At 35.2% G+C, this 18,827-nt stretch carries 17 protein-coding genes; 11 read left to right on the top strand and 6 right to left on the bottom strand.

The window, feature by feature from the left end; translation table 11 throughout:
• Positions 1–172: 172 nt before the first annotated feature.
• From FOL89_RS12165 to FOL89_RS12150, 4 genes are all read right to left on the bottom strand, one after another.
• A complete protein-coding gene (locus FOL89_RS12165) occupies positions 173–994 on the bottom strand; it encodes an alpha/beta hydrolase (protein WP_144283066.1) in 822 nt (273 codons plus the stop codon).
• Between the two features lie 115 nt (positions 995–1,109).
• On the bottom strand, positions 1,110–3,440 hold the full coding sequence (locus tag FOL89_RS12160) for an ATP-dependent helicase (RefSeq protein WP_144283065.1): 2,331 nt from the start codon (positions 3,438–3,440) through the stop codon (positions 1,110–1,112).
• Between the two features lie 133 nt (positions 3,441–3,573).
• The gene (locus FOL89_RS12155; RefSeq protein WP_144283064.1) at positions 3,574–3,942 is read right to left on the bottom strand and encodes a response regulator; all 369 of its coding nucleotides are present in this window, start codon (positions 3,940–3,942) and stop codon (positions 3,574–3,576) included.
• A gap of 20 nt (positions 3,943–3,962) precedes the next feature.
• Positions 3,963–5,816 (bottom strand): PAS domain-containing sensor histidine kinase, encoded by a 1,854-nt coding sequence (locus FOL89_RS12150; RefSeq protein WP_144283063.1) that lies wholly within the window; start codon positions 5,814–5,816, stop codon positions 3,963–3,965.
• A gap of 177 nt (positions 5,817–5,993) precedes the next feature.
• On the opposite strand from FOL89_RS12150, the gene FOL89_RS12145 reads away from it, so the two are divergent.
• From FOL89_RS12145 to secG, 3 genes are all read left to right on the top strand, one after another.
• The gene (locus tag FOL89_RS12145) at positions 5,994–7,307 is read left to right on the top strand and encodes a M16 family metallopeptidase (protein WP_144283062.1); all 1,314 of its coding nucleotides are present in this window, start codon (positions 5,994–5,996) and stop codon (positions 7,305–7,307) included.
• 48 nt (positions 7,308–7,355) lie between these two features.
• Positions 7,356–9,401: a M16 family metallopeptidase gene (locus FOL89_RS12140; protein WP_144283061.1), complete on the top strand. Its 2,046-nt coding sequence runs from the start codon at positions 7,356–7,358 to the stop codon at positions 9,399–9,401.
• A gap of 124 nt (positions 9,402–9,525) precedes the next feature.
• Positions 9,526–9,876 carry a preprotein translocase subunit SecG gene (gene secG, locus FOL89_RS12135; protein WP_144283060.1) on the top strand — a complete coding sequence of 117 codons (351 nt, stop codon included), beginning with the start codon at positions 9,526–9,528 and terminating at the stop codon, positions 9,874–9,876.
• Positions 9,877–9,926: 50 nt separating this feature from the next.
• Here the strand turns inward: secG and FOL89_RS12130 are convergent, their stop codons facing one another.
• Both FOL89_RS12130 and recR read right to left on the bottom strand, forming a co-directional pair.
• A complete protein-coding gene (locus FOL89_RS12130; protein ID WP_144283059.1) occupies positions 9,927–10,766 on the bottom strand; it encodes a glycosyltransferase family 2 protein in 840 nt (279 codons plus the stop codon).
• A complete protein-coding gene (gene recR, locus FOL89_RS12125) occupies positions 10,767–11,378 on the bottom strand; it encodes a recombination mediator RecR (protein ID WP_144283058.1) in 612 nt (203 codons plus the stop codon).
• A gap of 120 nt (positions 11,379–11,498) precedes the next feature.
• On the opposite strand from recR, the gene FOL89_RS12120 reads away from it, so the two are divergent.
• The 8 genes from FOL89_RS12120 to FOL89_RS12085 all read left to right on the top strand — a co-directional run bounded on the left by FOL89_RS12120 (position 11,499) and on the right by FOL89_RS12085 (position 18,826).
• On the top strand, positions 11,499–12,104 hold the full coding sequence (locus FOL89_RS12120) for an LURP-one-related/scramblase family protein (RefSeq protein WP_144283057.1): 606 nt from the start codon (positions 11,499–11,501) through the stop codon (positions 12,102–12,104).
• A gap of 54 nt (positions 12,105–12,158) precedes the next feature.
• The gene (locus FOL89_RS12115; protein WP_144283056.1) at positions 12,159–12,650 is read left to right on the top strand and encodes a hypothetical protein; all 492 of its coding nucleotides are present in this window, start codon (positions 12,159–12,161) and stop codon (positions 12,648–12,650) included.
• Between the two features lie 153 nt (positions 12,651–12,803).
• Positions 12,804–14,249 carry an aminoacyl-histidine dipeptidase gene (locus tag FOL89_RS12110; protein ID WP_144283055.1) on the top strand — a complete coding sequence of 482 codons (1,446 nt, stop codon included), beginning with the start codon at positions 12,804–12,806 and terminating at the stop codon, positions 14,247–14,249.
• Between the two features lie 138 nt (positions 14,250–14,387).
• Positions 14,388–14,786, top strand: coding sequence for an OsmC family protein (locus tag FOL89_RS12105; RefSeq protein WP_144283054.1), 399 nt, complete (start codon positions 14,388–14,390; stop codon positions 14,784–14,786).
• A 2-nt stretch (positions 14,787–14,788) separates the two neighbouring features.
• A complete protein-coding gene (locus FOL89_RS12100; protein ID WP_185146974.1) occupies positions 14,789–15,070 on the top strand; it encodes a GNAT family N-acetyltransferase in 282 nt (93 codons plus the stop codon).
• A 285-nt stretch (positions 15,071–15,355) separates the two neighbouring features.
• The gene (locus FOL89_RS12095) at positions 15,356–16,930 is read left to right on the top strand and encodes a sodium:solute symporter (protein ID WP_144283053.1); all 1,575 of its coding nucleotides are present in this window, start codon (positions 15,356–15,358) and stop codon (positions 16,928–16,930) included.
• An 85-nt stretch (positions 16,931–17,015) separates the two neighbouring features.
• Complete coding sequence (locus FOL89_RS12090) at positions 17,016–17,861, top strand: GIY-YIG nuclease family protein (RefSeq protein WP_144283052.1); 846 nt, start codon at positions 17,016–17,018, stop codon at positions 17,859–17,861.
• A 113-nt stretch (positions 17,862–17,974) separates the two neighbouring features.
• Positions 17,975–18,826 (top strand): transketolase, encoded by an 852-nt coding sequence (locus FOL89_RS12085; protein ID WP_144283051.1) that lies wholly within the window; start codon positions 17,975–17,977, stop codon positions 18,824–18,826.
• Position 18,827 lies beyond the last annotated feature (1 nt).

The raw sequence follows: 18,827 nt of genomic DNA, 5'->3' as shown, positions 1-18,827 counted from the left end.
TTTCTTTCCAAAGAAACCGTCACTCAACTTGAAAAAGGTAAATGACGGTCAACTATTTTTAAACTTTGCTTAAACCGAACTCAGGTTATAGTAATTATTTTGGAGAATATTCTAAAGATGAAATTTACAAAGATTTGAGAAAGATTATAAAATCTAAAAATATTTTTTGCCTTTACTTATCTTTCAGTTTTTCCACTCTTTTAATTTCGTTCAGAAGCAAAGGAAAAGCAGGATGTGCCATTGCACCGTGATCGAAGCCCTGCAATTCGTATAAAGTAGTTTCTTTATGACCTTTCAGTTTCATCATTCTCCACATATAGGCATTTTCCTCGTATCTTCCCATTAGTTCTTTCTCTCTGTCTCCGGTAATCAGAAGTAAAGGAGGCGCATCTGCACGTATAAAATACAGAGGAGCCATTTCGTCTATTCTTGCATCAAGTTCGCCAATTCCTTTTTCTTTTCTGGTGGTAAAATGCGAAATCATCTGTCCGCTAAAAGGTATAATTCCGGCTAATTTATTGGCATCAATATGATATTTATTCAAATAAGATTTATCTAAACCTACCATTGCTGCAAGATAACCTCCTGCAGAGTGACCTGTAATGAAAATCTTCTCATCACTGCCTCCGTATTTTTTAATATTATTAAAAACCCAGTTCGTTGCAGCTGCTGCATCTTCAACGTATTTAGGGGCTTTTACTTTTGGCGACAATCTGTAATTTACAGCGATGACAGCAATCCCCTGATTTTTCAGCTCTTCAGGAATAAACTTTTCACCTCCAGTGATTCCTCCGCCGTGAAACCATATTACTGTTGGAAAATCTTTGATATTCTGTGGAATATAAATATCCAAAACACACCTTTCATTGATGTAGGTATCAGACTTATTTGCTTTTTCGTCATAATAATGAATATTGTTGACAGTCTTATAATCCTGCGCAAAGATTTGAAATGAAATGAAATTAAAAAAAAGAATAAAAAAAAGTTTTTTCATTTTAAATATTTTGGAGTTCAAAGATATAAATTTGATATTCATGCTTAGTTTTAAGCCAATAGATACACTGTACAGATTTCTGTACCAATTATTTTAAAAAAAATAGATTGATTTTTTAAATCTTCGTTAGTTTTGCGTATTTCAGAATAAGATTTTTTTCACCCTCATGAAGGAAAATTACCTTCGCTTTAATGTTCTGTGGATCTGTTCCATCTAAAAAAGCAACTTCACCAACGCCAAAACGATCATGTCTCACCTTGTCTCCTACCTCAATATCCTGAGAAGAAGCACCACTCGGATTGATAATTTTAGCTGTACTTACAGGCTTAAGTTTTCTTGGCTCAGCGATAGGTTTGTCTTTATCCGCTTTAGTAATGGTTTTTTTCTCAACTTTTTTGAAGCTGCGGATTTCCGAAGGATGCTCATCAAAAATATTGGAAGTAACACCGGAATTATTGATAAATCTGCCCTGCATCGCCGGATTTAAAAATTCGATATATTCCTCATCCACTTCACTCAAAAATCTTGATGGTTCTGCATCGGTAATCTTCCCCCATTGGAATCTTGACACAGCATAGGAGAAAAACGCCTGTTTTTCGGCTCTGGTTAAAGCTACATAAAACAATCTCCTTTCTTCCTCAAGATCCTCTCTTGTTGCAGAACTCATAAAGCTTGGAAAAAGATTTTCTTCTAAACCTACCAGATGCACAACCGGAAATTCCAGACCTTTTGAAAGGTGAATCGTCATCAGAGAAACAGCATCATCCGCATCATCTTTCTTTTGTGTATCTGCGGAAAGCGCAATGTTTTCCAGAAAATTGGGTAAACTCGGATCACCGTCTTCCAGCTGCATTTGCTCCTCAATAAAACCCTGCATAGAGTTCATCAATTCCTGTACGTTTTCTACTCTTGATATTCCTTCAGGGGTTTGATCGTCTTTTAGAAATTTAATCAAGCCACTCCTTTTCGCCACTTCCATGGCAACATTGTACGCTGTTTCTGTTTTAAGCAAAACCTGAAAAGCTTTGATCATCGACCAGAAATCATTCAGCTTGGTAATGACTCCGTTGTTAAAACCCATATGCGGAGCATAAATGGGCAGATTACCTAAAACTTTTGATACTGAAACATTCTGAGAATCTGCAAAAACAATTAATTTATTTTGAGTAGTTTCGCCAATTCCTCTTGCAGGGTAATTGATGATCCTCATCAAAGCTTCAGAATCATTTTCATTGACTAAAAGTCGCAGATAAGCGATTAAATCTTTCACTTCTTTTCTTTGATAAAAAGAAAGACCACCATATACTTTGTAAGGAATATTTTTTCTTCTTAAAGCATCTTCAAACGCTCTCGTTTGAGAATTGGTACGGTATAAGATTGCAAATTCACCAAATTTCCTTTGATCCCGATTATGAATTTCCCAGATATTTCCGGCAACAAAATTGGCTTCATCAGCGTCAGAAAGGGAGCGATACACTTTTATTTTTTCCCCTTCTTCGTTTTCACTGAAAACATTTTTCTTAAACTGCTGAAGGTTTTTGGCAATCACTACATTGGCAGCATTCACAATATTCTGGGTAGAACGGTAATTCTGTTCTAATGAAACAGTTACTGCATCGGGATAATCTTTTTTGAAATTTAAAATATTATAAATATTCGCTCCTCGGAAAGAATAAATAGACTGAGCATCATCTCCTACAACACAGATATTTTCAAATTTTGAGGCTAAAGCTTTTACAATTAAGTACTGAGAATGATTGGTATCCTGATACTCATCCACCAGAATGTATCTGAATCTGTCCTGATATTTTGCTAAAACTTCAGGAAATCTAGTCAGCAATTCATTGGTTTTTAACAATAAATCGTCAAAATCCATTGAGCCGTTTCTGAAGCAGGCCTCTACATATTTTTCATAAATTTTACCAAGGAATTTCATGTTGGCTTTTTCGTCAGCTTCCAGTAATTCCGGGTTATTGTAATAAGCTTTTACGGTAATAAGATTGTTTTTGTAAGTTGAAATCCTTGCCTGAACTTTCTTCGGCTTGTACAAATCTGCATCAATATTCAGGTCTTTAACTACTTTTTTAATCACATTCAGCGCATCCTGTTGATCGTAAATGGTAAAATTGGAAGGATACCCCAGGTAATGAGCTTCACTTCTGAGAATTCTTGCAAAAACTGAGTGAAATGTTCCCATCCAAAGGCTTCTCGCATTGCTTTGTCCTACAACTTTTGCAATACGTTCTTTCATTTCTTTCGCTGCCTTATTGGTAAAGGTAAGTGCCAAAATATTGAAGGGGTCTACTCCATTAGTGATCAAATGAGCAATCCGCATGGTAAGAACACGCGTTTTCCCGGAACCAGCTCCTGCAAGTACCATCAAAGGTCCTTCCAGCGTTGTAACAGCTTCATATTGTGATTCATTCAGTCCATTCAGATAATCCATACTGCAAAAAAAATTTGGAAAACAAAAATAGTGTTTTATAAGGAGAATTCAAATTAGATCCGTGAAAGATGAATCTTCGTTTGATATAAAATAAAAAAATCAGCTTTGTTTGGCTGATTAGATTTTCACTGGTTTATTTAGAGTGAAGTTTTATTTTCTCAATCATATCATTGATATCAAAAGGCTTTGCAATAAATGCGTCAGCACCGGCATCAAGAGCTGACTGCTCTAATCCCCGACTTGCAGACATTATTAAAACAGGAATATTTTTCAGGTCGTCATCAGTTTTTACCATTTTGCAGATATCTCTTCCATCTTCCCCGGAAAGCCACATATCCATGAGGATTACATCGGGTTTAGAGTCCGGACTCAGTGTTTTGAACATATCAGATCCTTTATAAAATTTTTCTACCCGGAAACCTTCAAAATCCAGCATCATCCCTATTGAATCTACTATTGCAGGACTATCATCCACTACTAATACCTTCAGCGAATCAGACATTTTTTATTTTTTTTGCGTTATTATTGTTTGTGTTTTGGAATCTGGAAGCAAAAATCAGACCCTTTTCCTTCAATAGAATTGACGTAAATTTTACCTCCCGATCTTTTAATGATTTCAGATGAAATGTAAAGCCCCAAACCTAAGCCTGGAAAAGTATGTTCTTTGGAACCACTGACACGGTAGTATTGCTCAAAAACTTTAGGCTGCTTTTCTGGCGGAATCCCGATTCCGAAATCTTTTACGCTAAAAAGAATATTATCATTTGATGATGATGCTTTTACATGAACTTCATCTGCTTCGGGAGAATATTTTGTTGCATTGCAGATCAAATTGCTCATCACCTGTGCAACCCTGTGGCGATCCGCAAAAATTTTACCAACATTTGCTTTCTGAACAATAATTTTATGTCTTGATGCCATTTGCTGCTCTGCTACCACCTCATCAATCAATTCATCAAAATCAAAATAAGACTCATTAAGCTGAATCTGCCCATTCTGAATCTTCGTAACATCCAGCAAATCTCTCACAAGTCCATTGAGAAGTTCAATCTGAGTATCCATTTTTGAGGCAATTGTTGCATTTCTTTGATCTCCATTGAGCAAAAGATTGCGTTCTATAACCTGTGTATAAAGCTTTAAACTTGTAAGCGGAGTTTTTAGCTCATGACTTGCGATGCCGAGAAAATTATCTTTCTGAGTCTGCAATTTTTTAAAATCATCAATATCAGTAAAAGTGCCTATCCATTCTTTAATTTCATTCTTTTCATTAAAAACAGGTACGGCTCTGGCAAGAAACCAACGATATTCTTCATCAGATGGATTACGAAATTCATGCTCCACCTCAAAAGGCTTTCCTGTTTTTACACACTCTTTCCAAATTTCATCAAATTTTTCAAAAACCTGTGGTCTTATCATATTCTTTACTGATTCGGTAAGATTTATTTCTGGATTGGTATCAGTAAAATCAAACCACTTTTCGTTCATGTACTGCAATCTTCCTTTAGGATCCGTAGTCCAGACAATCTGAGGCATTGAGTTGGCCATTTCCCTCAGTTTCTCTTCATTTTTTTGGATTTCTTTTCTGGCGTTTACAGAATGAGTCACATCTACTGCAACATTATAAATAGCGTATACTTGACCATCAGAGTTTTTTAAGGGTTTATAAGAAAAATTATAATAAAATGTCTGGAGCTTACCATCTACCACAAGATCTACCCTGTCCTCTTTTGCAGTGTACGTTTTACCAGTGATAAAAATATCTTTAAGCAAACCTATAAACGGCTGTCCTTCCAGTTCAGGAAGTGCATCTTCCAGTTTCATTCCGATAACAGACTTCTCTTTACCCCATGTTTTCAGCATAGGATCATTGGCTAATTCTATAATTAGATCGTTTGATCTGTAAATAGCAATTGAATAATCTGAGTTTTTAATAAGATCTTCAAACCTGTATTCGCTTTCCTTCAGCTTTCTTTCGGATAAAACCTGATCTGTAACTTCTGTGGCAACAACGCTTACTCCAATGATGCTTTTCTGATTTTTATCATATACCGGTGAATAAATAAAATCAAAAAAATGTTCTTCGTATAAGTCGTGCTTATCCAAATAAACCGAAAGCTTATCTCCTTTAAAGATTTCACCTTTGCGGTAGACATTATCAAGTATTTCTACAAATCCCTGCGATTTTATTTCCGGTAAAACATCAAACAATGGTTTACCAATACATGATTCATCTTTTCCCCAAAGCTCAAGAACTTTAGGATTAGCGGTATGAATAACATAATCATCTCCCATCAGAAGAGACATTGCTACAGGAGCCTGACTAAAAAGGGTTATAAGTGAATCGTAAGATATATTGGAAGGTAGGGTATTTTTCATTATCAGATTTGGAGGTCAAATTTACTTGTTATTTACTAATTTAATAAGCTATAATTTAAAAAAAACAGATACCTGAAGAGTATAAAAAAAATTCGTTCATAAACGTATGCAAAAGTTTTTCCAAAATTGTAACAAATAATGTATTTTTGAGACTTATTGACAAAACAATTTCTATTTATGAAAAAACGACTTCTTAGTGCTGCAGCGGCTGCCTTTTTTGGAGCAATGCTGAACGCACAGCAAATCAAGTTTGAAGAATATGATTTACCAAACGGTCTTCATGTCATTCTTCACCAGGACAATTCTGCACCTGTAGTAACAACGGGTATTATGTATCATGTTGGGGCGAAAGACGAAGTAGTGGGAAGAACAGGTTTTGCGCATTTCTTTGAACACCTTTTATTTGAAGGAACTCCTAATATCAAAAGAGGAGAATGGTTTAAAATTGTTTCGTCTAACGGCGGAAAAAATAATGCCAACACAACTAATGACAGAACGTATTATTACGAAACATTTCCTTCCAATAACGAACAGCTGGGTCTGTGGATGGAGGCTGAGAGACTTCGTCATGCACAAATCAACCAGGTTGGTGTAGATACTCAAAGAGAAGTTGTAAAGGAAGAAAAGAGATTGAGAATGGATAACCAGCCTTATGGAAATCTATTCACCAATGTACAGAAAAATCTTTTTACAAAGCACCCTTATCATTGGTCAACTATTGGTTCTATGGAAGATCTGAATGCAGCGAAACTGGAAGAGTTTCAGGCATTTTATAAGAAATACTATGTTCCGAATAATGCAACTTTGGTTGTAGCAGGTGACATTAAGCCTGAGCAGACAAAAAAATGGATTCAGGAATACTACGGAAGCATTCCGAAAGGAACTGTTTACCCTAAAAGCTTCCCTAAGGATGAACCAATAACAAAGGAGAAAGAAGTTACAGCTTATGATCCTAACATTCAGCTTCCTGCTTATGTTTTCGCCTACAGAACTCCGGGGAATAAAGAAAAAGATGCTTATGTATTAGATATGCTTTCTTCTTACCTCAGCAGCGGGAAATCTTCTGTGCTTTATAAAAAGCTGGTAGATCAGGAGAAAAAAGCGCTTCAGGTTGCAGCGTTTAATCAAGGTCTTGAAGATTACGGTATTTTTGCTTTCTTCGCTATTCCTATGGGAGCAACTACAAAACAGACTTTACAGACTGACATTGATGCTGAGATTAAAAAGCTTCAGACTACTCTTATTTCTGATGAAGATTATCAAAAGCTTCAAAACCAATATGAGAATCAGTTTGTAAATGCCAATTCAAGTATAGAAGGGATAGCCTCATCGCTTGCTACTTATAATGTTTTGCTTGGAGATACGAATTTAATCAATAAAGAAATTGATATTTACAGATCTATCACAAAACAGGATCTTCAAAATGCGGCTAAAAAGTATTTGAATTCTAACCAAAGAATCATCCTTAATTACTTACCTGAAAAAAAATAATCTAAAAAACTTAAGTTTTAAGAAGATTATCCATTAAAATTTTTACAAATGAAAAAGCAATTAACATATATAGCCGTAGCATTTTTATTCTCAGGAATGCTTTCAGCACAAAAAATTGATTTGAACGCAATGCCAAAGCCAGGACCTACTCCTGTCATCAACATTGCCAAACCAAAAACTTTTCAGCTTAAAAACGGGATGACCGTAATGGTTGTGGAAAACAACAAGTTACCGAGAGTAAACATGAGCCTTTCAATGGACAGACCTCCTTATTATGAAGGGGACATTGCCGGAGTAAGCGAAATCATGGCAGATCAGTTGGGTAACGGAACCACCACTTTAAGCAAAGACGAATTTAATAAAAAGGTAGACTTTCTGGGAGCTAATTTAAACTTCAGCTCAGGAGGTGCTGCGTCCAATTCTCTTTCAAAATATTTTCCGCAAGTTTTAAATTTAATGGCTGATGCGATTATCAACCCTAAATTTTCTGCAGACGAAATTCAAAAATCAAAAGAAAGATCAATTGAAGGCTTAAAAGCTTCAGAAAAAAGTGCTGATGCTATTGCATCAAGAGTTTCTAATGCATTAGCATACGGAAAAAACACTTCAAGGGGAGAGTTTGAAACAGAACAATCTATCAGCAAAATTCAATTATCGGATGTACAGAATGTGTACAAGAAGCACTATGCACCAGACAATGCGTATCTTGTAATTGTAGGTGATGTAAAGTTTGAAAAAGTAAAACCGATGGTTGAAAAAGCTTTTGCTAACTGGAAAAAAGCAGGAACAACATATCCGCCTCTTGAACCGGCTAATAATGTTGCCAAAACAGAGATCAACGTAGTAGATGTTCCTACCGCAGTACAATCAGTAGTTTCAGTAGAAAATCTTAACACGCTGAAAATGAGAGATCCCAACTATTTTCCTGCAACTATTGCCAATTACATTCTCGGAGGAGGTGGTGAAGCAAGACTTTTCATGAATCTTCGTGAGAAAAACGGATTTACTTACGGAGCTTACTCAAGCATGAGTGCAAGCAAGTACTCTCCTTCATTTTCTGCGCAGGCAAGCGTAAGAAACGAAGTGACTGACAAGGCAATAAAAGAGTTTATGAACGAGCTTAATGCTATCTCAACAGTAAAACCGGATGAACTTGAAAATGCAAAAGCAAAACTTAAAGGAAGTTTCATCATGTCTTTGGAACAACCTTCTACTATCGCAAGATTTGCAGTAAACCAAAAAGTACAAAATTTACCGGAAGATTTCTATACCAATTATCTGAAGTCAATCGATAAAGTAACCGCAGCTGATGTTTCTAATGCAGTAAAAACAACCATTACTCCAAATCAAAGCAGAATTTTTGTTGCCGGTAAAGCATCTGATATTTCTGAAAGTCTGGAAAAATTAGGTTATCCTGTAAAATATTACGACAGTAATGCAAATCCTGTTGCCAAACCTTCTGTACAAAAAGTTGATGCCGGGGTAACTGTTGCTTCTATTGCCGATAAATATATTACAGCTATCGGAGGTAAAGAAAATATTGCTAAAATTAATTCTTACACTGTAAATGCTTCAATGTCTATGCAGGGGCAAAATATTGATATTAAAAACATTAAAGCAAAGGGAGGTAAAGAATTACAGCTTGTCACAGCCAATGGAATGACTTTCCAAAAGCAGGTATTCGACGGAAAAACCGGATATTCTGAACAAATGGGACAAAAGGCAGAAATGACCAAAGAGGAAGTTGCTGACAGATTAAAAAACACTGAACTTTTTGAAGAACTTGGTTTCGCTAAATCAGGAGATTATAAATTGGCAGGAATCGAAAAAATAAACGGCGAAGATTCTTATGCCATTAAATCCGGAGACAGCACCTATTATTACAGCGTGAAAACAGGTCTTAAAACCGGAGAAACTAAAACAATGACCGCTCAGGGACAAACATTTACAATACCAACAACTTTTTCAGATTACAAAGATGTTGCCGGTGTGAAAATGCCTTATACAATAACTGTAAATCAAATGGGAATGGATATGGCCATGAAGGTAAAATCTTATGAAGTAAATCAGGCTAAAGACTCAGACTTCAAATAAGAATCAATATATTTTTTAATTAAACGGCAGCATTCAGCTGCCGTTTTTATTTTTTATGCCGATCTTATTTTGCTGTTCGGCAAAAAAACATTAAATTTGCCCATTCAAAAAGATATCAAAATTAATGGATACTATATTTACACTATTGATGGTTCTTATTATGATTGCCTGCGTGCTTCTGGTAATCGTTGTTATGGCTCAAAACCCAAAAGGCGGAGGTCTTTCAAGTACATTCGGAGGAGCATCTTCTGCACAGTTTGGTGTACAGAGAACCAATGATTTTATGGAAAAATCTACATGGACTTTAGGAACAGTAATTATTGTTTTAATTTTGATCAGTGTTGTAGTGACAGGTAAACCAAAGAAAACGGCAGCTCCTATTCCATCAGCTCCTGCTAAAACGGAAGCTCCTGCGAATAAAACAACGCCAGCTTCTACTACTAATTCAGCTCCGGCAAACGTACCTGCTAAATAAGATTAATTTAACTAAGAATAATAAAATGCAACTCAATTGAGTTGCATTTTTTATTTAAACTTTATTTTTTCGATTTTATATCTTAGCTTCAAACCAACTTTAAGAAAAGAATACTGCACAGGTTTTTGGTTTTTGTAATATTTATCAATAAAAATCTGCATTGCTCCGTAGAATCTCTGCAGATAAACCTCATCCTTTATAGTGCTTTCTCCCTTATGATGAAGAATTGAGGCTTTACCATAATAGTAATTTTTAAATCCGTGATTCAGCAAAGTATAGCAAATATCAATATCCTCTCCGTACATAAAATAATTCTCATCCAATCCTCCCACAGTATGATATATTTCCCTTTTTACCAGAAAAAAAGCTCCTGTGATCACTTCAGTCTCTGCAATTTCATATTCTCCGATATCGCTTCGGTAGTATGATTTTGAATTATTATTTTTAAATCCTGCAAAAAGTTTTTCAAAAGAATTGAACATATCAGGAACTGATCTTTTACTTTCAGGAAGAAAATTTCCATTCACATCATGCATTCTTACACCGAGACAACCAAATTCCGGCTTAGAATCTGCAAAGTCTAAAATTTTGTTTAAATATAACCCTTCAAGCTCTGTATCGGGATTTAAAAGAAGAAGATACTCTCCTTTTGCAGACCGTATTGCCTTATTATTCGCCTTAGAAAAACCGTCATTGGTGGAAGAAGCTATAAAATCAAAATCAGGAAATTCACTAATCAGACTTTTCCATGATACATCTGTAGAATTATTATCTATCACTATAACCTCATACTCTACCTCAACTCCATATTTCTGAATTGAAAGAAGACAGCTTCTTAATAACTGTGTAACATTGTAGTTAACGATAATAAACGAAAGCTTCACCATTATTTAGTCTTTTTCATTATAGGGCAATCTGTTGACAATAGACCTTCCCAAAGAAATTTCGTCTGCATATTCCAGCTCATCACCCACTGAAATCCCTCTCGCAATACTGGAAAATTTAACATGCGAATTTTTGAATTTTTTGTAAATATAATAAGCTGTGGTATCTCCTTCCATCGTTGCGCTTAATGCAAAAATAAATTCTTTTGCATTTCCCGCACTAAGCTTCTTCTCAATACTCGGAATATTAAGCTGATTTGGTCCCACTCCTTCCATTGGAGAAATTTTACCGCCCAGAATAAGATACTTCCCTGTATATTTCCCTGTATTTTCAATCGCAATCACGTCCCGTACATCCTCCACAATACAAATTACTTCATCACTTCTTTTGTGGCTGCTGCAAATGTCGCAGATTTCAAAATCTGAAAAATTGTGACATTCTTTACAGTATTTTATTTCATTAACAAGACTGATGATAGAATTTCCCAAGCCCGTCGCTCTGGAACTGGGCTGCTTAAGAAGATGAAGAGCTAAGCGCAAAGCGGTTTTCTTTCCTATTCCGGGAAGCCCTGAAATTTCGTCAACTGCTTTTGCCAATACTTTACTCGGATAATCCATATTTGCAAAAATAACAATTATACTTGATAACCAGAAGCTAAATAAGGCTAAAATCTATCTTAAACAAGAAGAGAAATTTATATAAAAAACCACTATCTTTGAAATGATAAAAAAAACAGAATGACATTGAACCACCTGAACTATCCGCTTGATTTTAAATTTAAAATTACCACTCTTGCCAGTGATTTCAATATTACAGATAAAAATGGAAACTATGTGGCGTATGTACGTCAGAAAATGTTTAAACTGAAAGAAGATGTGATCGTTTTCAACGATGAAAGCAAAACCAAAGAACTTTTCAGAATTCAGGCAAACCAATGGATTGATTTTAATGCATCCTATTCTATCAAAAGTATTGTGGATGAAAAAAGCTTTGGGAGACTTGCCAGAAAAGGAATGCGTTCTATATGGAAATCTACTTACAATATTTTAGATCAGGCTGATCAGAACAGATTCACTATTACAGAAGACAACCCATGGGTGAAGATTTTTGACAATATGGTGGGAGAAATTCCGGTTATCAGCATGTTTACAGGATATTTCCTTAATCCTTCCTACACCGTAAAAGGAATTGACGGCAAAGATTATTTCAGACTCAAAAAGATGCCTTCTATGTTTGGAAGAAGGTTTCAGCTGGAAAGATTAATTGACATAGACGATGAAGATGAAAGTCTTGTTATTCTGTCTTTATTGATGATGGTTCTTCTGGAAAGATCAAGAGGATAAAAAATAAGCTGTTGGCTTACAATTTGTAAACTGTAAATTTTTTAAAATTTATCAATGAAATATCTAATCATTTTATTTTCAGCTTTTATGCTGATTGCCTGTAAAAAAGAGAAAGAAAACATTTCGGAATCAACAAAAACAGACTCCATACAAACCGTTCAGGATTCTGTAAAAGGAAATCTGCAAAATACGGCTATCGCCATCGGAACATTTTCTTTTCCTAAAGAAATAAAAGAATGCTCTTGTTTTTTCTCTAAAAACAGAGAAGATTTTCTTAACGAAAAATATATTTATGCAGATGATGCCGGCAAAACAGCTTATATGATGCTAGACGGAAAAAGAATGGCAATGAATCTTATATCATCCAGCGATATGGAAGGCGATGATGAGCTGTCTAAAGAAATCGAAAACGAAAATTATAAAATATCTGTAAAAGGAAAAAAAATAAAAAACGAAGAGGCGTTATTATTTGAAGGCACCTTAACGATAGAAAAACCGGACGGAACCAAAAGCGTAATTCCTATTTACGGCGAATGCGGATGTTAAGCAATTAGCAATTAGCAATTAGCAATTAGCAATTAGCAATTAGCAATTAGCAATTAGCAATTAGCAATTAGCAATTAGCAATTAGCAAAAATACAGCTCCTGAATTTCGGGAGCATTTTTTTTATCCGTAAATTTGAGAAAAATAAAATTTTTATGGAATTATCCAACATAGAACCTCAGATTATCTGGAAGAATTTTTCTAAACTGAATGCCGTTCCGAGACCTTCAAAAAAAGAAGAAAAAGTAATTGCATTTATCAAAGAATTTGGTGAAAATCTAGGACTCGAAACCGCTGTTGATGATACAGGAAATGTTATCATCAGGAAACCGGCAACTCCCGGAATGGAAAACCGCCAATCTATTGTCATGCAGTCGCATCTGGATATGGTCTGCCAAAAAAATAATGATGTAAACTTCGATTTTGAAACTCAGGGAATTCAAATGGAAATAGACGGTGACTGGGTAAAGGCAAAAGGAACTACTTTGGGAGCGGACAACGGCTTAGGCGTGGCAACCATTATGTCGGTTTTAGAAAGTAAAGACATTCCTCATCCTGATTTGGAAGCTTTATTTACCATTGATGAAGAAACGGGGATGACCGGAGCATTAGGATTGAAACCAGGACAATTAACCGGTCAGATTTTACTCAATCTTGATACCGAAGAAGATGATGAAATTGATATTGGCTGTGCCGGTGGAGTTGATGTAACGATAACCCAGTCCTATGAGTTAGAAGAAGCAAAAGGACAGTTGATAAGAATTGAGATAAAAGGTTTGCAGGGTGGTCATTCCGGAATGGATATCCATAAAGGATTTGGAAATTCCAACATTATTTTAGGAAGATTTTTATATGAAGGATTGAATAATCAAAACATCCAATTGATTTCTATTGATGGCGGAAGTCTTAGAAATGCCATCCCGAGAGAAGCTTTTGCCATCATTTCTGTGAGAAATGCCAATGAGTTTATTGAAAACGTAACCAATGGATTAAAGAAAGAAATTCTTGAAGAATTTGCTTCTGTAGAACCCGGACTTCAAATCAATATAGAACACACAAGCAATACAGAAAAAGCAGTATCTGAAGCAGATTCTAAAAAAATAGTTTTAACACTCAAATCTCTGCACAACGGCGTATACAGAATGAGTCCCGATGTTGCTGATCTGGTTGAAGCGTCCAACAATGTCGCAAGAGTTGATCTTAAAAATGGTGATTTAAAAATTTTAAACCTATCAAGATCTTCGGTAGAATCTTCAAAAAATTCAGTAGCTGAGCAACTCAAATCAGTAGCAGAATTAGCCGGAATGAATGTAGAACTCAGCGGTTCATATCCCGGATGGAAGCCTAAACCCGGCTCCGCAATCGTTCAGCTTATGGAAAAGATTTACACTGAAAAATTTAACGAAAAACCTCATGTAGTTGCCTGTCACGCAGGTTTGGAGTGCGGAATCATCGGAGCCAATTATCCTGAAATGGAAATGGTAAGCTTTGGACCGACCATCAGAGGAGCTCATTCACCGGATGAAAAAGCAAGTATTTCTTCGACACAGAAATTCTGGGAGTTCACTAAAGATATTTTAGCCAATATTCCTTTAAAATAATTTTTGATTTTCTCTTAAATTATAAAGTCAAAATTATTATGTATTTTAGAAATCTGATAATTTATTTCTGATAGTGACAACCTGATTTCTATTTTTCAGGAAATTATTTTTATTGAAATAAAAATCTTTATCAAACGAATGGCAGTAACTGTAAAAGCAAGCTTAGGAACTACAAAGTATTATACAGAAGTTGTAGCCGGCGAAAATCACCTGATTACCGATGAGCCTCTTGACAAAGGCGGTCAGAATAAAGGTTTTAACCCTTTTGAAATACTGGCAACTTCTTTGGCAAGCTGTACTGCGGCTACGCTGAGAATGTATATCGACAGAAAAGAATGGGATGTAGAGACAATAAATGTAGAAGTAGAGCTTGAAAATTTCCCTTTAACGAAACTTGCAGTTTTCAAAAGAAACATCAGTTTTGACGGAAACCATCTTAGCGAAGAACAATTGAAAAGGCTTCATGCCATTGCAGATGCCTGTCCGATACATAAAATTCTGACTAACCCAATAGAAATTCAAACAAAATTTTCTTAAAAATGATAGAAGTAAAACAAAACGACGACAAAAAACACGGAAGCCTTGAAGCTTCAATCGACGGAAACAAAGCCGGACTCATGACCTACACATGGGCAGGCGAAGACAGGTTTATCATAGATCATACCGAAGTGGAAGAAGCCTATAATGGAAAAGGGGTCGGAAAAGAAATGCTGATTAAAGCAGTAGAATTTGCAAGAAAAAACAACAAAAAAATCATTCCTCTCTGTCCGTTTGCAAAAGCTACTTTCCAGAAAAATGAAGATTTGCAGGATGTTCTATAGTGTTGAGTGATGGAAGCTCGACGCTTGATGTCGTTTCCCACAGATAATACAGATTTTCACAGATGATTGAGGAATATCTGTTATCATTGCCACAAATACACGAATTTAATGTCTAATTTCTTTAGCAAAATTTGTGTGTTCGTGGCTAATTTTTTTCAATCACTTTTTAATTTTTTCTTTGCGGATTTTAATTTCGAATTAAATTCCAAAAACTTCCATCATCAAACATCCAACATCCAGCTACATTTGAAAAAAAACTATATTTGCTGAAAATTATTTGTAAGCATGAATTCAGGAACAATCCTTTTGCTATTTGTTTTTATATATTTCATCGGGCTTTTGGTCATCTCGTACTTCACAAGCCGAAACGCTGATAACCAATCCTTTTTTATTGGAAATAAAAAAAGTAAATGGTGGCTCGTTGCTTTCGGAATGATCGGAACCAGCTTAAGCGGGGTTACTTTTATTTCCGTTCCGGGAACTGTCGGAAAAATGACAGGAAGTGAATATATTTTCGGAGGGTTTGAATATTATATGATGGTGATCGGTTTTTTCATCGGTTATTTTATTGTTGCTGCCATCCTTCTTCCGCTTTATTATAAGATGAATCTCACTTCAATTTACACTTATTTAGGGAAGAGATTCAATGTTGAAGCGCACAAAATCGGTTCGGTATTTTTCATTGTTTCAAGAGCAATTGGCGCTACAGCAAGGTTGTATCTGGTTGTGAATGTTTTACAGATATTTTTACTGGAAGCATTGGGAGTTCCGTTTTGGCTGACTGCATTGGTGCTTTTACTGATGGTGCTTTTATACACTTTTGAAGGCGGGGTTAAAACCATTGTTATTACCGATACTTTGCAGACATCTTTTATGATAATCAGTTTGATTGCCTGCATCGTTTATATTTTATCTAATTTGAATTTATCTTTTGGTGAAGCGTACACGATTTTAGAGCAGAAAAATTATACTCATTTCATCAATTTAGATCCTAATTCAAAAACATTTTTTCTGAAAACCATTTTAGGTGGAATGTTCATTACTATTGCGATGACCGGGCTTGATCAGGAAATGATGCAGAAAAATATTTCGGTTGATAATCTTCAGAATTCTAAGAAAAATATGCTCACTTTTGCCGGAACTTTACTTATTGTAAATCTTGCTTTCTTGTTTTTGGGTGGTCTACTCTATCTTTTTGCCTTGCAAAATGGAGCGGGTTATGCTCAAATCACCAATATTGTAGACGGAAAAGAGGTTGTTTCTAATGTTTTCGGATTCAAAGATGCTTCGGGCAATGTTACCAATATTATGGGAGACGATTTATTCCCTGCTTTATCGTTGAACGGATATTTCCCAATGGCAATTTCTGTAATTTTTATTATCGGGCTTATTTCTGCACTTTTCCCTTCTGCAGACGGAGCTTTAACCGCCGTTACCAGTTCGTACTGCGTAGATTTATTAAATCTTAATGAAGACAAAAAGAAAACAGAAAAACAGAAAAAACGCCTGAGAATGAAAGTTCACTTAACTTTTACAGCTATTTTCTTTCTTTTAATTATGGTTTTTAAAGCATTAAATGATAAATCTATTGTTTATCTAATTATGGAAGTTGCCGGTTACACGTACGGACCACTTTTAGGACTTTTTGCTTTTGGAATTTTTACCAAATTTAAAATTTCGAGAAAATATTCAATTCTTGTAGTGACGCTTCTTGCTCCTGTTTTAACGTATTTGATTAATTATACCGTAACCGAAACCACTAATTACAGAATCGGTGTAGAATTGATTATTCTGAACGGACTCCTGACTTTTATAGGATTGTGGCTGGTTAAAAATAAGAATTATTTGAAGGTAGTATAAATTATCGTTATCAAAGAACTTTTTAGGTTATTTCATAAAGTATTATTGCTAAAAGCAAAACTTTATATTTTAAAAAAATTAAATAATGGCTTTCGGTAAAACAATTAAAATATTTCTAATAGACGGTGATCCAAATGGAAGAATGTCCTGCGAATTATCAAACTGGACGGGTAAAGCATATAAAATCCCTAGAATAAAAATTAAAGATTGTGTTGATCGAAAAGATTTAATGTCTACAGGAGTTTATCTGTTATTAGGAAAAAATGACAGTAATAAAGATTTAGTTTACATTGGGGAAGCAGAAAATGTTTTTAATAGATTAAATCAACACCTTTCCAGTAAAGACTTTTGGAATGAAGCAATTGTATTTACAAGTAAAGACGAGAATCTGAATAAAGCACATATTAAGTACCTCGAAAATAGACTTCATGAAACTGCAACAAAAACTAACAGATATATTTTAGAAAACGGATGTATACCTACCCAATCTTCAATTTCAGAATCTGACCGAGCTGAAATTGAAGAGTTTCTAAATTATATATTTCTATTAGTTAATACCCTTGGTCACAAAGTTTTTGAAGATAAAAGAGAAAATTCCCAATCTTCAAAAAACAAAGAAATTTTATACATTACATCTGCAAGAGGTTGCGAGGCTACAGGAGAACAAACATCTGAAGGATTTCTGGTTCTAAAAGGATCAAAAGTAGCCGATTCAGTTACACCATCATTATCAAATTCTTTTAAAAACTTCAGGGAAGAGTTATTAAAAAAAGAAATAATTGTGAATAATCAATTTACTGAAGACTTTATTTTTTCAAGTCCATCTTATGCTGCAGCTATAGTAATGGGAAGAAATGCTAATGGTTTAACAGAATGGAAAACCGAGGATGGAAGAATTCTTAAAAGTTTAGAAACTAATTTATTAATTTGAAAATAATAAAATATTAATTTATTAACACAAAATCCGGCTTCAACAACCGGATTTTTTACATTTCCGTAAACCATCAAAAAATTGTAAATTCGCACGCAAATAAATCTATCAAAATGAGTAAAAGTATTGAAGAGCTGAAATCTCTTACTACGCAAATCAGAAGAGACATTTTAAGAATGGTTCATGCTGTAAACTCCGGTCATCCCGGTGGAAGTTTAGGATGTACAGAGTATTTCACAGCACTTTACGGCAAAGTAATGAAATACAATCTTCCATTTACTATGGAAGGGAAAAATGAAGACCACTTCTATCTTTCCAACGGACATATCTCTCCGGTTTTCTATTCTACTTTGGCAAGATTCAACTTCTTTCCTGTGGATGAATTGAGAACTTTCAGAAAATTAGACTCAAGATTACAAGGTCACCCAACTACTCACGAAGGTTTGCCTGGAGTAAGAATCGCTTCAGGATCTTTAGGACAGGGACTTTCTGTTGCTTTGGGTGTTGCTGAAGGAAAAAAACTGGATGGTGACACTTCTTTAGTTTACACCCTTCACGGTGATGGGGAATTGCAGGAAGGTCAAATCTGGGAAGCTTTGATGTATGCTGCTGCCAAAAAAGTTGACAATATTATCTCTACCATAGATTATAACGGACAACAAATCGACGGAAGCACAGAAAATGTGCTTTCCCTAGGAAATCTTCACGCTAAATTGGAAGCTTTCGGATGGACGGTCTTAGAGGAGAAAAAAGGAAACGATCTCGAAGCGGTAATTGCTATTTTAGAATTAGCAAAATCTGAAACCGGAAAAGGAAAACCTGTTGCGATTATTCTTCATACTGAGATGGGGAACGGTGTAGATTTTATGATGGGAACTCACGCATGGCACGGAAAAGCGCCTAATGACGATCAATTGGATACCGCTTTCAAACAGTTATACTTAGAAGCTCCGGCAGATTATTAAA

Origin of the sequence: Chryseobacterium echinoideorum (assembly GCF_007474535.1) — a bacterium.
Classification (GTDB): Bacteria; Bacteroidota; Bacteroidia; order Flavobacteriales; family Weeksellaceae; genus Chryseobacterium; species Chryseobacterium echinoideorum.
The sequence above is the reverse complement of the archived record's forward strand: the minus strand, read 5'-3'. Positions and strand labels throughout refer to the sequence as shown.

Coding starts and splice junctions, on each gene's coding strand:
- FOL89_RS12165 (WP_144283066.1), bottom strand. CDS start 994: ATGAAAAAACTTTTTTTTATTCTTTTTTTTAATTTCATTTCATTTCAA.
- FOL89_RS12160 (WP_144283065.1), bottom strand. CDS start 3,440: ATGGATTATCTGAATGGACTGAATGAATCACAATATGAAGCTGTTACA.
- FOL89_RS12155 (WP_144283064.1), bottom strand. CDS start 3,942: ATGTCTGATTCGCTGAAGGTATTAGTAGTGGATGATAGTCCTGCAATA.
- FOL89_RS12150 (WP_144283063.1), bottom strand. CDS start 5,816: ATGAAAAATACCCTACCTTCCAATATATCTTACGATTCACTTATAACC.
- FOL89_RS12145 (WP_144283062.1), top strand. CDS start 5,994: ATGAAAAAACGACTTCTTAGTGCTGCAGCGGCTGCCTTTTTTGGAGCA.
- FOL89_RS12140 (WP_144283061.1), top strand. CDS start 7,356: ATGAAAAAGCAATTAACATATATAGCCGTAGCATTTTTATTCTCAGGA.
- secG (WP_144283060.1), top strand. CDS start 9,526: ATGGATACTATATTTACACTATTGATGGTTCTTATTATGATTGCCTGC.
- recR (WP_144283058.1), bottom strand. CDS start 11,378: ATGGATTATCCGAGTAAAGTATTGGCAAAAGCAGTTGACGAAATTTCA.
- FOL89_RS12120 (WP_144283057.1), top strand. CDS start 11,499: ATGACATTGAACCACCTGAACTATCCGCTTGATTTTAAATTTAAAATT.
- FOL89_RS12115 (WP_144283056.1), top strand. CDS start 12,159: ATGAAATATCTAATCATTTTATTTTCAGCTTTTATGCTGATTGCCTGT.
- FOL89_RS12110 (WP_144283055.1), top strand. CDS start 12,804: ATGGAATTATCCAACATAGAACCTCAGATTATCTGGAAGAATTTTTCT.
- FOL89_RS12105 (WP_144283054.1), top strand. CDS start 14,388: ATGGCAGTAACTGTAAAAGCAAGCTTAGGAACTACAAAGTATTATACA.
- FOL89_RS12100 (WP_185146974.1), top strand. CDS start 14,789: ATGATAGAAGTAAAACAAAACGACGACAAAAAACACGGAAGCCTTGAA.
- FOL89_RS12095 (WP_144283053.1), top strand. CDS start 15,356: ATGAATTCAGGAACAATCCTTTTGCTATTTGTTTTTATATATTTCATC.
- FOL89_RS12090 (WP_144283052.1), top strand. CDS start 17,016: ATGGCTTTCGGTAAAACAATTAAAATATTTCTAATAGACGGTGATCCA.
- FOL89_RS12085 (WP_144283051.1), top strand. CDS start 17,975: ATGAGTAAAAGTATTGAAGAGCTGAAATCTCTTACTACGCAAATCAGA.